This is a genomic window from Alcaligenes sp. 1735tsa3, assembly GCF_024134565.1.
GTDB lineage: Bacteria > Pseudomonadota > Gammaproteobacteria > Burkholderiales > Burkholderiaceae_B > Alcaligenes > Alcaligenes phenolicus.
Window position 1 is genome coordinate 956,222 of sequence record NZ_CP099862.1, and the last position, 14,217, is coordinate 970,438.

Annotated in this window: 10 protein-coding genes and 1 other RNA gene; all 11 read left to right on the top strand. The window is 58.5% G+C overall.

The window, feature by feature from the left end; translation table 11 throughout:
* Positions 1–65 precede the first annotated feature (65 nt).
* The 11 genes from NIZ92_RS04380 to NIZ92_RS04430 all read left to right on the top strand — a co-directional run bounded on the left by NIZ92_RS04380 (position 66) and on the right by NIZ92_RS04430 (position 14,098).
* Positions 66–2,714 (top strand): hypothetical protein, encoded by a 2,649-nt coding sequence (locus NIZ92_RS04380; protein WP_254002754.1) that lies wholly within the window; start codon positions 66–68, stop codon positions 2,712–2,714.
* Positions 2,714–6,016: an exodeoxyribonuclease V subunit beta gene (locus tag NIZ92_RS04385; RefSeq protein WP_060185645.1), complete on the top strand. Its 3,303-nt coding sequence runs from the start codon at positions 2,714–2,716 to the stop codon at positions 6,014–6,016. Before NIZ92_RS04380 ends, NIZ92_RS04385 begins: the two co-directional genes overlap by 1 nt.
* 16 nt (positions 6,017–6,032) lie before the next feature.
* An RNA gene (gene ffs, locus NIZ92_RS04390) (signal recognition particle sRNA small type) lies at positions 6,033–6,130 on the top strand.
* Positions 6,131–6,245: 115 nt separating this feature from the next.
* Positions 6,246–8,588, top strand: a complete 2,343-nt coding sequence (gene dnaX, locus NIZ92_RS04395) for a DNA polymerase III subunit gamma/tau (protein WP_115634140.1) — start codon at positions 6,246–6,248, stop codon at positions 8,586–8,588.
* A gap of 41 nt (positions 8,589–8,629) precedes the next feature.
* Positions 8,630–8,956 carry a YbaB/EbfC family nucleoid-associated protein gene (locus NIZ92_RS04400; protein WP_009463063.1) on the top strand — a complete coding sequence of 109 codons (327 nt, stop codon included), beginning with the start codon at positions 8,630–8,632 and terminating at the stop codon, positions 8,954–8,956.
* Positions 8,956–9,567 carry a recombination mediator RecR gene (gene recR, locus NIZ92_RS04405; RefSeq protein WP_003803396.1) on the top strand — a complete coding sequence of 204 codons (612 nt, stop codon included), beginning with the start codon at positions 8,956–8,958 and terminating at the stop codon, positions 9,565–9,567. Before NIZ92_RS04400 ends, recR begins: the two co-directional genes overlap by 1 nt.
* A gap of 105 nt (positions 9,568–9,672) precedes the next feature.
* Positions 9,673–10,713, top strand: a complete 1,041-nt coding sequence (locus NIZ92_RS04410; RefSeq protein WP_035271448.1) for an ABC transporter substrate-binding protein — start codon at positions 9,673–9,675, stop codon at positions 10,711–10,713.
* Positions 10,706–11,512: an ABC transporter ATP-binding protein gene (locus tag NIZ92_RS04415; protein WP_115634139.1), complete on the top strand. Its 807-nt coding sequence runs from the start codon at positions 10,706–10,708 to the stop codon at positions 11,510–11,512. Before NIZ92_RS04410 ends, NIZ92_RS04415 begins: the two co-directional genes overlap by 8 nt.
* Before the next feature lies 1 nt (position 11,513).
* A complete protein-coding gene (locus tag NIZ92_RS04420; protein WP_009463067.1) occupies positions 11,514–12,308 on the top strand; it encodes an ABC transporter permease in 795 nt (264 codons plus the stop codon).
* A gap of 310 nt (positions 12,309–12,618) precedes the next feature.
* Positions 12,619–13,122: a sigma-70 family RNA polymerase sigma factor gene (locus NIZ92_RS04425; protein ID WP_060185648.1), complete on the top strand. Its 504-nt coding sequence runs from the start codon at positions 12,619–12,621 to the stop codon at positions 13,120–13,122.
* Positions 13,112–14,098: a FecR domain-containing protein gene (locus tag NIZ92_RS04430; protein WP_060185649.1), complete on the top strand. Its 987-nt coding sequence runs from the start codon at positions 13,112–13,114 to the stop codon at positions 14,096–14,098. The genes NIZ92_RS04425 and NIZ92_RS04430 overlap by 11 nt, the downstream gene beginning before the upstream one ends.
* The last annotated feature ends 119 nt before the right edge of the window (positions 14,099–14,217 follow it).

Genomic DNA, 14,217 nt, shown 5'->3' on the forward strand with positions numbered 1-14,217 from the left:
GGTACAATGGCCGGATCAGCGCTGCTGGCCGTTCTGTTTTCTTGCAACCTTAACTGGTTTTTTCTATGTACGACACCCCTGCTGTTTCCATGGCTCAATTGCAGGAGCTCAATAGTGCCGAGACGGTTGTCTTGACCGTGAACAAGCGCTATGCGCGCCGCCTGCTGGGACATTTGTCGGCCCGTCTGGCGGGTGCTGGCGGGACGGTTGCCGTACCGGAAATTGTGCCTTTGGGCGCGTGGCTGGCGCAGGCCAGTGATCAGCTCTGCTTTTCCGAACAATGGCAACCATCCGCGCACCAGATGGATCGCTTTGCCGCCTTGCAGCGCTGGGAACACAGCATCGAGCAATGCGAGGAAGAGGGTTATTTCCTGGATGTAGGCCAGGCAGCGCGCCTGGCCTGTGAAGCCGATACCTTGCTGGAAGAATGGAATATCGAGCTGAAACCCGGCGAGGCCAGCGTGGATTTTGAACGTTTCATGCAATGGCGCTCTCACTACCGGCAAAGCCTGGAGCAGGCAGATCTGGATGATGCAAACCTGGCTGCGGAGCGTGTGCTCAAAGCGGTGCAGGCAGGCGCCTTGCACATGCGTCATCGCCATATGGTGCTGCATGGTTTTCATGAATATTCGCCACGCCTGCAAAGATTGTTGAGTGGTTTGCAGGACATGGGGGTAGAGATTCTCCAGCTGCAGCATGAAGAGGCTCCGGCGACAGAGGTGTATCGGGTGCAGGCGCAGGATGCGGATACGGAATGGCGCCTGGCGGTGCAGTGGGCGCGTCGTCAATTGGACGAGGACCCGGATCGCACAGTAGCCATTGTGGCCGCGCAGCTGGAAACGCAATTGCCGTTGGTGCATCGTCTTTTGCGACAGGCCATGCACACGGATCAAGGTGCTTTGCCCTATAACGTGGCGGCAGCCCGATCCTTGGCTGAGTGGCCAGTGGTTGAAGCGGCCATGGCCTGGTTGAAGGCCTTATTTACCTTGGCGACCAAGGGGCAGGCTGAGCCCGCCATGCTGGGCGAAGCCTTGCGTTTGGGAGCGTGTCAGGCAGAACAGTCTGAAGCAGGTGGCCGTGCCCGCATTGACAAGGCCTGGCGCGACAACCGCATTACACAAGTTAGCCGTAAAGAATTTGCCGACATGCTCAGCTTCCACACACCCGAACTGGCTCTGGCCTGGGGCAAGGCGGTGGAACGCTTCGAGTCCGTATCGGCAGGCGCTCAAGGAGTGGATACCTGGGCGTCGGTCATGCGCCAATGCCTGGAGGCTTTGGGCTTTCCGGGCACTAACCGTCTGGATAGTGCCCAGTTTCAAACTCTGGAGGCTTTGGAAGCCTTGCTGCTGCAATTGGCGCAGCAAGCGCCGGTCTTGGGTCGCATCAGTGCCTTGAAGGCACAAAGCGCTTTGGCCCGCATGGCCCGTGAAAATTTGTTCCAGCCACAACGAGACCCACGTTCCCGGCTGGACGTGCTGGGTTTTCTGGAAGCGGAAGGCGGGCGCTGGGATGCCGTATGGGTGCTGGGCCTGACCGATGATATTTTGCCTGCCGCGGTCAAACCCAATCCTCTGATTCCTGCCCAGGTGTTGCGTCGAGTCTCGGCACCTCGCAGTACGCCAGAGCGGGAGCTGGAATGGGCGCGCTGGATGCTGAGTGCCTTGCTACGCTGTGGGAATCAGGTTTTGCTAAGTGCGCCTTTGCATCAGGGCGAACAGGAGCTGAGGCCCAGTCCCTTGATTGCTCATTGGCCTGTGCTTGAAATGCCTTGGGCGGTGCAGGCAGAGCAGGCCGTCGCACAGGAAGCCTTGCTGGACGAGCAAGGCCCCAGTCTGAAGCTGGAAGAGCGCATACGTGGCGGGATCAGTGTGCTGGATACCCAGGCTCGCAATCCCTTGTGGGCTTTTGTGAAGTTTCGGCTACATGGTCAGGCCTTGCCCGACTACGCCCGTGTGGGCGATATGAATACACGCGGGATGTTCCTGCACCGCGCCGTCGAATTGTTCTGGCTGCGTGTGAAGGATCAGGACAGCCTGCATGAGCTGATTGGTGAGGGCTCACTGCTGGATGTGTTGCAAACGTGCATCGATCAAGCGGCGCAAGAAGAGCTGGCCGATTACGGTCCAGTGCTGCGCAGCCTGGAAATGGAGCGGGGTCTGGCCGTCTTGAATGAGTACGCTCATCAGGAAGCCCAGCGCCCACCGTTCGCCCTGGGGGCGACGGAGCATGAGTTGAGTTGGAACCGTGGCTTGTTACGTCTGAACCTGCGTCTGGACCGCTTGGATGATCTGGCTGATGGCGAGCAATTACTGTTGGATTACAAAACCGGCATAGGCGAGCTGCGGCCCGATAAAGACTGGCTGCGGCCCAGACCCGTGAATCTGCAATTGCCGTTTTATGCCGCCGCCTTGCAGGATGAGGGCCGCACCGTCAGTGGTTTGGCCTTTGTACGCTTGCATGCCCGTCAGGTCGGTTTAAGCGGTTTGGCCGCGCCCGGCATGGATATTGAGGGTCTGACCGAATTGGAGAGCGCCCAGCAGTGGACCGCCCAAATCGCGCAGTGGAAACAGGCGGTGGAAGGCTTGGCAGATGAGTTCCTGCAAGGGCAGGCCGCCAATCAGATCTGGAACCGCAACGATTTGCTGTATTGCGATGTTTTGCCCTTTTTACGTTTGTTCCAGGAAGACCTCCAAGACAATGGAGGAGAGGTGTAATGGTGACAGTCCCTAGCGATAGCCCCGCCCGTGCACGGGCACTGGACCCTGAGTCCTCCTTTCTGGTCCAGGCCCCAGCCGGGTCCGGCAAGACAGAGCTGCTGACCGACCGGATTCTGGCCTTACTGGCTCGCGTGCAGCGGCCAGAAGAAATAGTGGCCATTACCTTCACCCGTAAAGCTGCGGCTGAAATGCATGCGCGTGTACTGGAGAAGTTGGCCGCTGCCAATCAGGAACGGCCTGCCGAGCCCTACCGGGTACGCAGCTGGGAACTGGCGCGTGCCGCCATGCAGCGTAATCAGGAGCAACAGTGGGATTTGCTGGCTTACCCGGCCCGTTTAAGCATCCGGACCATCGACTCCTTGTGTGCCCACCTGGTGCGCGCCATGCCCTGGATTACGGGGCTGGGCGGGGTTCCGGCCATTACCGATAAGGCCCAGGAGCATTACGAAGCGGCGGCTTGGGCCACGCTGGAGATGGCGGAAAGCGTGCCCAGCGTGGCGCGCTTTCTGGAACATATGGATGTGAACCTGCTGCAGGCGCAAGCTCTGTTGGCCGGTATGTTGGCCAGCCGCGATCAGTGGCTGCCAGCCGTGGGGCAGGGCGGTGATGTGGCGCTTTTGCAAGACAGCTTGCGCGAGGTGGTGGAGCAGCAGCTGCAGCAGCTAAGCGATTCACTGCCACCCGGTTGGGCGCGAACCTTGGCCCCCCTGGCCTGCTTTGCAGCCTCGAATCTGGAAAGTGGCGATGTGCTGGCCTTGGCGGATTGGCAAGGCGATAACCTGGCCCCGGTCATGGACGATTTGCCGCGCTGGCGTGGTCTGGCAGCCTTGTTGCTGACGGATAAAGGCGATCTGCGCAAAAGCCTGACGGTGCGTAATGGCTTTCCCCCTAAAACGGCACAAAAAGAAATGCTGACCGAGTGGTTGAGCAATTGTCTGGGGGCTGAGCCCTGGATTGCTCGCCTGGCCAGTGCACGCCTTTTGCCCGAGCAATACTCCCCCCAACAGCAAGAAGTCTTGTCCAATCTGATTCAGGTCTTGTGGCTGGCTGCGGCGCAATTGAAACTGCGCTTTGCCGAGAAAGCTGAGGTCGATTTCACCGAGATTGCCCAACGTGCCTTGCAAGCCTTGGGTGATGCCGACGAGCCGGGCGAGCTGCTCTTGCGCATGGACAGGTCCATACGCCATTTGCTGGTAGACGAGTTCCAGGACACCAGCCAATCCCAGGTGCAGTTGCTGGAACGCCTGACCAGCGGCTGGGAGCCGGGCGACGGGCGCAGCCTGTTTTTGGTGGGCGACCCCATGCAGTCCATTTACCGTTTCCGCAAGGCGGAAGTGGGTTTGTTTTTGCAAGTCTGGCAAGCTCGACGCTTGGGCGAAGTAGAGCTGGAGCCACTGAATCTCAGTAATAACTTCCGTTCACATCCGCGCTTGGTGGAATGGGTGAACAAGGTGGGGGCGCAATTGTTTCCGGCTCGACCTGACCCGGATCTGGGCATGGTCACCTACGAACATTCGACCGCCTTCAAGCCCGATATTCCCGAGTGGGCGGTGCATTTTCACCCGTCCTGGCATTTCCGAGTGGCTAGGGGAGAGGATGCTGTGCCGTCGCAGCAAGCGGCTCAAGAGCGTGCAGTGCAGGAGGCGGTTCAGTGTGCAGCTCAAGCTCTGGAACGTTATCAGGACAGTGAGCATCCGGTGGCAATTCTGGTGCGAGCACGCTCGCACTTGCATGGTCTGGTGCGCAAGCTGGGCGAGCAGGGCATCCCGTGTCGAGCCGTAGAACTGGAACCTTTGCAACAGCGTCCTGTGGTGGCTGATCTGGTGCAATTGGTCCGTGCCTTGGCGCACCCGGCTGATCGACTGGCTTGGCTGTCTGTCTTGCGCTCGCCATTGATCGGCCTGCGTTTGGAGAGCCTGCACCGCCTGTGTGCCTTGCATCCCACACAGACCTTGGCCGAGCTTGCAAACAATCAGGATTTTGAAGACTGGGATGCCAACGAGCGTGCTCGTCTGCTATTTGCTTGCCAGATCTTGCTGGACAAAGGCAATCGTAGTGGCTTGATGCCGTTTGCTGCCTGGGTGCAAGAATGCTGGACGCGCTTGGGCGGGCCGCAAGTCTATCCAAGCCTGGCTGATCAGGCGGATGCAGAACAAGTCTTGCGTCTGCTGGAGGAGTTATGCCCTTACGGACCGCCCGACCAGCAACAATTGCAGGCCCGTGTGGAGTCGCTGTATGCCACCCCGCAAGGTACGGGCAAGGCCGTGGAGGTGATGACGATTCACAAGTCCAAGGGGCTGGAGTTTGAAACTGTCATTTTGTTTGGTTTGCACAAGCAGTCAGCAGCCGACTCCGAGCCGTTGATTCGTCTGGAACACAGTGCCGAGCGCCTGATTCTGGGGCCCATCAGCCATAAGGGCAGCGAGCAACGCGATCCGGTATCGCAGTTTCTGGCGGCGCGGGAGCGTATCCGGGCCGAGCAGGAAAGCCACCGTCTTTTATACGTGGCCCTGACGCGTGCCCGTCAGGAGCTGCATCTGTTTGCGGAATTGAGCATCACCCAGGATAAGGGCCTGCGCGAGCCGGATGGCCGCTCCTTGCTGAGCCGTGTCTGGCCGGTCCTGGATCAGCCACAGGCTCCTGTTTGGCAAGCCGAGCAGGGCGGACAGCAAGAGGAAGCCGGGCAAGGTTCTGCGGCATTGTTGCAGCGTGTGGTGAGCTTGCCGGCCGCGCCGCCCGAGCAGTTGCAGGCCGACAGCCCGCAGTATCAAAGCTGGCAGTGGTCCCTGGACACGACTCATGAAAAAGCCATTGGTACGGTTGCCCACGACTGGCTGGAAAAGCTGGGCCGTGAAGGGCTGGAGCAATGGCCGGTAGAACGCTTGCAGCAAGGCCGCGCCGTGATGCGTCGTCAACTGCTGCGTGCTGGTGTGCCAGCGACCTATCTGGATGAAGCCGCCCAATCCCTGTTTGAAGCGATTACTGCGACCGTACAGACGGAACGGGGCCGCTGGCTTCTGGGCGTCAGCCGAGCTTACCGGGAATGGTCCTTGCTGGACGTCAGTGGCCGTGTGTCGATTATTGACCTGGCCATTTCCCAGGAAGATCACTGGCTGGTGGTGGATTACAAGACTGGACGACCTGCCGAGCATGAAAGTTTGGACGATTTCAAGGCACGGATGCTGGAGCGTTATGCGCCGCAATTGCAGCGGTATTGTGAGCAGGTGCAGGCTCTGGATGGCCGGCCCGCGCAGGCTGCGCTTTATTTCCCGAGAGCCGATCTTTGGCTGCCGTATTGATGCTACACTATTGGTCGGCGGGCCCCTCCGCATGGTTCGGCGGTGAATCTGGTCAGGTCGGGAACGAAGCAGCCACAGCCGTGCAGAATCAGTGCCGGAGTCAGGCTCGCCACTTCATTTGCTTATCGGGTTATGCGCGCCCGGTCTATCTGCTTCCCTTCAGCACCGAATCCGGTACACTTTTCCTTTCGCTTATTTGTATTGATGGTTCACGCCGTCCGGAATTCGCATGACCTATCTCGTTCTGGCCCGCAAGTGGCGCCCCCGTTCCTTTGACACCTTGGTTGGTCAGGACCACGTGGTGCGCGCTCTGACGCACGCCCTGGATACCCAGCGCCTGCACCATGCCTGGCTGTTTACGGGCACACGCGGCGTGGGCAAGACCACCTTGTCGCGTATTCTGGCCAAGTCGCTGAACTGCGAAACTGGCATCACTTCCAAGCCCTGTGGCGTTTGCCGCGCTTGTACCGAGATTGATGCTGGCCGCTTTATTGATTATGTAGAGCTGGACGCCGCTTCCAACCGTGGTGTGGAAGAGATGACCCAGCTGCTGGAGCAGGCGGTCTACGCCCCCAGCTCGGGCCGTTACAAGGTCTACATGATTGACGAAGTTCACATGCTGACCGGGCACGCCTTTAACGCCATGCTCAAGACGCTGGAAGAGCCGCCAGCGCACGTCAAATTCATTCTGGCCACGACCGATCCGCAAAAGATTCCGGTCACGGTCTTGTCGCGCTGTCTGCAATTCAATTTGAAGCAGATGACAGTGCCCGCGATTGTGGGCCACCTGCAAGACATTCTGACCCAGGAAGAAATGCAGTTCGAGCTGCCTGCCTTGCGTTTGCTGGCACAGGCAGCCGATGGCTCCATGCGCGATGCCTTGTCGCTGAGCGACCAGGCCATTGCTTATAGCGCAGGCGATCTTAGCGCCCAGGCTGTACAAGCCATGCTGGGCACCATTGATCAACGCCACCTGGCGCAATTGCTGCAAGCGCTGGTCGCTTATGATGCGCAGGCCATTATGGGTGTGGCCGATGATCTGGCCTTGCGCGGCCTGTCTTATTCGGGAGCTCTGGCTGATCTGGCAACCTTGTTATCCCGTATCGCCATCGAGCAGCGCATCCCCGGCACGATTTCTGATGATGATCCTCTGGCAGAGGCGGTGCGGCAACTAGCGCCCATGCTCTCGCCCGATCATGTGCAGTTGTTTTATTCGGTAGCGGTGCATAGCCGTCAGGAGCTGTCTTTGGCTCCGGATGAGTACGCCGGTTTTGTGATGGCGTGCTTGCGCATGCTGGCTTTGCTGCCCGAGCCTGTCTCGGCGTATGTGCCACCGCCAGCAGGGCCTTCGGGGTCTGATACTGCTGGTGCTGCTCAGGCTGCTCAGGCTGCTCAGGCTGCTCCCGCTCCTGCGGCAGCCCCCGCTGCCTCAGAGCTTGCGTCGGCACCGGCTACCTCTACCGCCTCTGTTGATGCCGCCGCCTCTGCCGCGCCTCAGCAGGCACAGGCTTCTGCCCCTGTAGTCGTCCCGGTTGCTGATGTTGCCAGTGCACATGCAGCCCAAGCAGCGCCTGTCGCAGAATCCATCCCCGCTGACGACGATTTTGTCCCGGCCTGGGAAGATGCTCCCGAGCCTGCCGGTGCAGGGGCCAGCTATGACTCTTCAGAGTCTGCCCCAGCGGATGCAAGCTTTGAAGCCGGTTCCGCGACCAGTCAGCCTCAAGAAGCTGCGACTGCAGTTGCTGACAGCAGCGCTGTTGAAGCCGCCCAAGCGGCATCGACGCCGTCAGCCCAGCCAGCCGCAGAGCCCACCTCCGCATCCCAGGCTGATTCCTCTACCGACCCTGTAGCGGAATCCCCCAAAGCCCAGGGCAAGAGCAGTGCTCAGCCCCTGATGTCGTCTCAGGCTCAGGCCGCCGCCCGAGTAGAACCCGTGGCTGAAGAAGCGCCGCCAGCCGTCTCCACCCAGGACGGCCCGGAAGAGCCCGCCTGGCTGTCCGAGGGCATGGACGAAGAGTTCGAGAATTACCAACCTCTGGATATGGACGCGGCTCGTGCCGAAGAAGACGGCGATGTACCGTCTGTGTCCCTGTCTGATCGCTTCATGCCCGATACTGAACTGGGCCTGCCTGTACCGCAAAGCGGCTCGGACAGCCCGCGTACCGTCCGTCTGGGCGGCATGAAACCGGAAACCTGGCCCGAAGTGGCAACCAGCCTGCCCTTAAGTGGCTGGGCCGCTGAATTGGCCCGCCAGAGCGAATGGCTGGGCGTGAAAGGCCAGGAAATCCATCTGCGTGCCAAAATCAAGGCCACTGAAGGCAGCCAGGGCAAAGCGCGCTTGCGCACCGTTTTGTCGGAATACTTTGCCCAGTCCATTCAGTTGGTGATCGAATACGGGGATACGGGCGATGCTACCGCGCATGCCGTGGAGCAGGCCAAGCTGGCCGAGCGCCAGCGGCAGGCCGAAGAGCAGGTTGCCCAGGATCCCTTTGTCTTGAGCCTGATCCAGGACTTTGACGGCAGCGTCAAAGCCGGGTCGATCAAGGCCACTCCTTTGGTTCGGGCCGCCTGAATGGCCCCTTGTCAATTTATATCAATCAGGAAAACCAAACCATGATGAAAGGTCAGATTGCCGGCTTGATGCGCCAGGCGCAGCAAATGCAGGAAAACATGAAAAAGGCCCAGGAAGCCTTGGCCGATATCGAGGTCGAGGGCGTTTCCGGCGGTGGTCTGGTCAAGGTCATCATGAACTGCCGCCACGATGTGCGCCGTGTCTCTATCGACCCCAGCCTGCTGGAAGACGAAAAAGAGATGCTGGAAGATTTGATTGCTGCTGCCTTTAACGATGCACAGCGCAAAGCCGAGGCAACGTCGCAGGAAAAAATGGCGGGTGTTACCGCTGGCCTGCCACTGCCACCCGGTATGAAGTTCCCGTTCTAATGAACGAACCGCAGATCGCTGAGCCCGAACCGCTTCGGGCTCTGATCCAGGCTCTGCGTCGGCTACCCGGTGTGGGCGAGCGTAGCGCTCGCCGCATGGCCTACCACTTGTTGCAACACGACCTGGTAGGCGCCGACCAATTGAGCCGCGCTCTTGAACATGCCACGACGGCACTGCAGCACTGTCAGCGCTGCAATGGTTTCACTGTTCAACCTATCTGTGAAACCTGTGCCAATCCCCGCCGTGATCCGGCGTTGTTGTGTGTGGTGGAGACGCCTGCCGATCAAAACATGATCGAGGCTACGCATGGCTATCGAGGCCTTTACTATGTGCTGATGGGGCGTTTGACGCCGCTGGAAGGCATAGGCCCGGATGCCTTGCAATTTGACCGCTTGCTAGAGCGAGCCGGTGATGGCCAAGTGCAGGAAGTGATTCTAGCGACCAATTTCACCGCAGAGGGCGAAACCACCGCCCATCATTTGGCGGAAATGCTCACTAGCCAAGGTTTGAAAGTGACTCGACTGGCACGCGGTGTGCCAGCCGGGAGCGAGCTGGAGTACGTAGACCCCAGCACCATTGCCTGGGCCTTGATGGAGCGTCGCGCCACGTAAACGGGTTTGACCGCTTGGCGGACAAGGGGGGGACACCCCCCTTTGTTTTTTAGTATAAGTATCAGACCTAAATAATTAATGACCAACAACAAGAAGGGGATTGCCATGAAACTGACTCGTCGTCATGCACTCAAGCTGGTTGGAGCATCGGGATTGGCACTGTCGCTGCCAACATTGGCCCGTGCACAGGAAATCGAGAAAAAAAGCATCACGATTGCCGTCGGTGGCAAAGCGCTGATCTATTACCTGCCTTTGTCCATTGCCGAGATCAACGGCTATTTTGATGATGAAGGCCTCAAGGTCAAAGTGGCCGACTTTGCCGGTGGCTCCAAGGCCCTGCAAGCGGTTGTCGGTGGCAGTGCCGATGTCGTCTCAGGCGCTTTTGAGCACACCATCAACTTGCAGGCCAAAGGCCAGATGTACCGTGCCTTTGTGCAGCAAGGACGCGCACCGGCCATCGTTTTGGCCGTGTCCAACAAGACGATGGCTGACTATAAGTCGCCTGCGGATTTGAAGGGCAAGAAAATCGGTGTGACCGCACCGGGTTCCTCGACCAATATGATGGTCAACTTCTATCTGGAACAGAACGGTCTGAAACCCTCGGACGTGGCCTTTATCGGCGTAGGCGCTGGCGCGGGTGCGGTCACCGCCATGCGTACGGGTCAGATCGATGCCATGGCTAACCTGGACCCGGTTATCGGCACCTTGCTCAAGGAAAACGAGGTACGTGTCATTGCTGACACCCGTACCGTTGCCGACACCAAGACCATTTTTGGCGGCAACATGCCGTCGGCTTGCTTGTACGCTTCTGAAGACTTCATCACCAAGAATCCGAACACGGCTCAGGCCCTGGCCAACGCCATCGTGCGCGCCGACAAATGGATTCAGGCCAATGACGCTGAAACCATTGCCAAAACCGTGCCTGCCACCTACCTGCTGGGTGATGTAGAGCTGTACAAGCAATGTCTGGACGCCAATAAAGAAGCACTCTCGCCAGATGGTCTGGTCGATGCTGATGGCCCCGCTACCGCCTTGAATGCACTGGCCGCTTTTGTGCCGAATCTGGACGCATCCAAGATTGATACCAGCAAGATCTTCACCAACGAATTTGCTGAAAAAGCCAACAAGAAGTATCCCAATGTCTGAGGCAGCACTTTCTTTAGATAACATCAGCTGTGTTTTTGCATCCCGCGATGGCAAAGGTACGTACACAGCGGTTCGTGACGCCAGCCTGAACATTGCTCCAGGCGAGTTTGTGTCGGTTGTAGGCCCAACGGGCTGCGGCAAATCCACGCTCCTGAACGTAGGGGCGGGTTTGCTGAGCCCTTCGTCGGGCGAAGTGCGTGTGTTCGGCAAACCCCTGGAAGGGGTGAACGAGCGCGCTGGCTACATGTTCCAGGGCGAAGCACTCATGCCCTGGCGCAGTGCCGAATCCAACGTGATGGCCGGTCTGGAGTTTGCCGGTGTCCCGCAGGATGAGGCCCGCGAGCGTGCCCAGGAATGGCTCAAGCGAGTCGGCCTGGGTGGTTTCGGGGATCGTTACCCGCATCAGATGTCTGGCGGTATGCGCAAACGCGTCATGCTGGCCCAGACCCTGATTCGTGATCCCGACATCATTCTGATGGACGAGCCGTTTTCGGCACTGGACATTCAGACCCGCCAATTGATGGAAAACGAAGTGCTGGAGATCTGGATGGCGCAGCGTAAAGCCGTGCTGTTCATCACTCACGACCTGGACGAAGCCATTGCCATGAGCGATCGGGTGGTGGTTCTGTCGGCCGGGCCGGGCACTCATCCCATCGGCGAATTTCATGTCGATCTTCCACGCCCTCGTGACGTGGCCGAAGTACGCAATGATCCTCGCTTTGTCGAACTGCATGCGGCAATCTGGGCCGTCTTGCGTGATGAAGTTCTGAAGGGTTATGCCCAGCAAAAGCGTGCCTGATATGTCTAAATCTATTACTCAATCCAAGCTGGCCCTGCGCGGCTGGCAAATCTCGCTGCTCATCGTCATTCTGGCTGCCTGGCACTTTTTTACGCTGGACCCCAAAGTAGCCTTCTTCTTTGGCCAGCCACTGGAAGTGGTCAAGGTGATCTGGGCCTGGTTCGTCACCAACGGTGATATTTACCTGCACCTGGGCGTGACCTTGAGCGAAACCCTGCTTGCCTTTGCCATCGGTACGATTGCCGGTCTGGCTTGCGGTCTGTGGCTGGGGCTCTCGCCCCGTGCGGCGGCCTTGCTGGACCCGTATCTGACGGCGGCCAACTCCATGCCACGCGTGATTCTGGCGCCTATTTTCGGCATGTGGTTTGGTCTTGGCATCTGGTCCAAAGTGGCTCTGGCCGTGACACTGGTGTTCTTCATCGTGTTTTTCAACGTGTACCAGGGTGTGCGTGAAGTCAGCTCCACCTTGCTGGACAACGCCCGCATGCTGGGTGCCAGCCGTCGCCAGTTGCTGCGCCACGTCTATATTCCTTCGGCAACCAGCTGGGTGTTCTCCAGCCTGCACACCTCGGTCGGTCTGGCCTTTGTGGGTGCTGTGGTGGGTGAATACCTGGGTTCAGCCAGTGGGGTCGGTTATCTGATCCTGCAGGCAGAGGGCACATTGGACGTGAATACGGTGTTTGCCGGTATTGTGGTGCTTACGGTATTTGCGCTGATTCTGGATGGACTGGTCAGTGTGTTTGAAGACCGCTTGTTGGCCTGGCGGCCTCAAGGTGGTGGTACAGAAAAGCTCTGATTCATGTCGCTTGCGGTCAGATAGCGATCTGACAGGGCTTGCCCCGAAAACCGGCTTCTTTTTGGAGAGGCCGGTTTTTTTGTGCCGGCATTTTTGTGGCTCGGCATTTTGGTGAGCGCTGAAAGTTTAGAAAACTGAAGCCTAGTGGGGAGCACGTCGTGCCTTGAGGAAGCCGTGCACGGCTTGAGGCGTTTTTCTGCTTAGAGTCACTTTGGATAGGACTGAGCGCAAAGCAGAAAGCAGGCCTATTTAGGCTGATATATAACCCTTGATCAAGATCCGTTCATTTCCTTGCAGGCTCTTTGCTTTCATGTCCGACCGCCGTGCCTTTCGTAAAACCTGGCTTGCTCACTACAGCGAGCTGCTGGGGGCGTGGCGGCGTCGATCTCAAGTTGATCACGATGTGGAAGACGCCATGCACGACGCTGTGCTGCGCATACTGGAAAACGGCTCGGTTTCGGCCGATAATCCGGCCGCCTATCTGCAACGCAGTACCTCCAACGGTCTGATCGACCGACACAGACGGGAGGAAAAGCTGCCCATGGTGCCTTTGCATGAACTGCATGAGTCCGAGCATCCGCTGGCAGTTGGCCCGGAGTCCCAGGTTTATTCCAGCCAGATGGTCGATGATTTAAGAACGGTTCTGGATGAACTGCCGGACATTTGCAGGCAGGTGTATATTTACCAGCGCCTGGAGGGAAGCTCCCATGCCGAGATTGCCCGTGAATTGGGCATCTCCCGTGCCATGGTGGAAAAGCATATGAACAAAGCGCTGCGTCATTTGAGTACAAGGTTACAGAAGTATGCCCCCTGATGTCCTGAACGCAGCGACCGCGCAGGATCAGGCGGCCGCCTGGTTTTCTCATCTGCGCTCGGGTGATGCCTCGCCCGAGGATTGGCGTGCCTTCGAGCAATGGCGTCAGTCCGATCAGGAGCATGATCGCTGTTACCGCCATCTGGAGGCGATCTGGCAAGCGACCTTGCAGATTCCCGAGTCCGAGCTGCGGGCTGCCTTGCGGGCTTCGCGCTCATCGGCTCCGGTCAACAAGCCACGTCGTCGTTTTGCCTGGGGCATGACGGCAGGACTGTGTGCGGCGGGTGTGCTTGCCGCTGTGGGCATACGGGCTAGCCTGGATACTGAGCCTTCCTATCAAGCCACATTGACGACCCCACGCGGGTTGCACGAGGAATTGCGTCTGCCCGATGGCTCTATCCTGATGGCCAATACCGGCACACACGCGCAGATTCGTTTTTACGAGAATGAGCGTGTCGTTGATCTGTATGCAGGCGAGGTGTTCTTTGATGTGCAGCCTGATCGGTCCCGGCCGTTTGTAGTGCATGCCGGGCAAAGCAGGGTGGTGGTTACAGGCACACGATTCAATGTTCTGCATGAGCAGCAGCAATTGCAGGTGACGGTAGAGTCCGGTTCGGTCAAGGTGCAGCAGGGTGCCTGGTGGGACCGGGATACACGCTTGCTGGAGCGTGGGCAATCCGTTTATACGGCTGAGGATGCTCCTCTGGGCCAGGTACAAAAGGCGGATCTGGATACCAGCCTGGCATGGCGTAATGGCATGATTGTGTTCGAGAACACGCCGCTGGAGCAGGCGGTAGCGCAGATCAATCGTTACTTGCCGCAAGCGGCCGTTTTCGATGCACCCCGTTTTTCCTCCTACAAGGTGGCTGGGGTTTTCAGTGTGAATGAGCCTTTGGCCCTGATCCATACCTTGCCGGATCTGGTGCCAGTGAAAGTTCAAACCTTGCCCAGCGGACAACTGCGAATCAGCGAATAGAGCACGAGTTTGCCTGGCAATCCAGGCTCTGTTTTTTATTTATCAAAAATAATTCTCATTTTTGTTCCGGTGTTTTGATTCTGGTTCGTCGATAGAGTAAGGGGAGCTGTTTTGTGTCG

What these genes read in the sequence shown, in the direction of transcription:
- NIZ92_RS04380 (WP_254002754.1), top strand. Translation starts at nt 66, where the DNA reads ATGTACGACACCCCTGCTGTTTCCATGGCTCAATTGCAGGAGCTCAAT.
- NIZ92_RS04385 (WP_060185645.1), top strand. Translation starts at nt 2,714, where the DNA reads ATGGTGACAGTCCCTAGCGATAGCCCCGCCCGTGCACGGGCACTGGAC.
- dnaX (WP_115634140.1), top strand. Translation starts at nt 6,246, where the DNA reads ATGACCTATCTCGTTCTGGCCCGCAAGTGGCGCCCCCGTTCCTTTGAC.
- NIZ92_RS04400 (WP_009463063.1), top strand. Translation starts at nt 8,630, where the DNA reads ATGATGAAAGGTCAGATTGCCGGCTTGATGCGCCAGGCGCAGCAAATG.
- recR (WP_003803396.1), top strand. Translation starts at nt 8,956, where the DNA reads ATGAACGAACCGCAGATCGCTGAGCCCGAACCGCTTCGGGCTCTGATC.
- NIZ92_RS04410 (WP_035271448.1), top strand. Translation starts at nt 9,673, where the DNA reads ATGAAACTGACTCGTCGTCATGCACTCAAGCTGGTTGGAGCATCGGGA.
- NIZ92_RS04415 (WP_115634139.1), top strand. Translation starts at nt 10,706, where the DNA reads ATGTCTGAGGCAGCACTTTCTTTAGATAACATCAGCTGTGTTTTTGCA.
- NIZ92_RS04420 (WP_009463067.1), top strand. Translation starts at nt 11,514, where the DNA reads ATGTCTAAATCTATTACTCAATCCAAGCTGGCCCTGCGCGGCTGGCAA.
- NIZ92_RS04425 (WP_060185648.1), top strand. Translation starts at nt 12,619, where the DNA reads ATGTCCGACCGCCGTGCCTTTCGTAAAACCTGGCTTGCTCACTACAGC.
- NIZ92_RS04430 (WP_060185649.1), top strand. Translation starts at nt 13,112, where the DNA reads ATGCCCCCTGATGTCCTGAACGCAGCGACCGCGCAGGATCAGGCGGCC.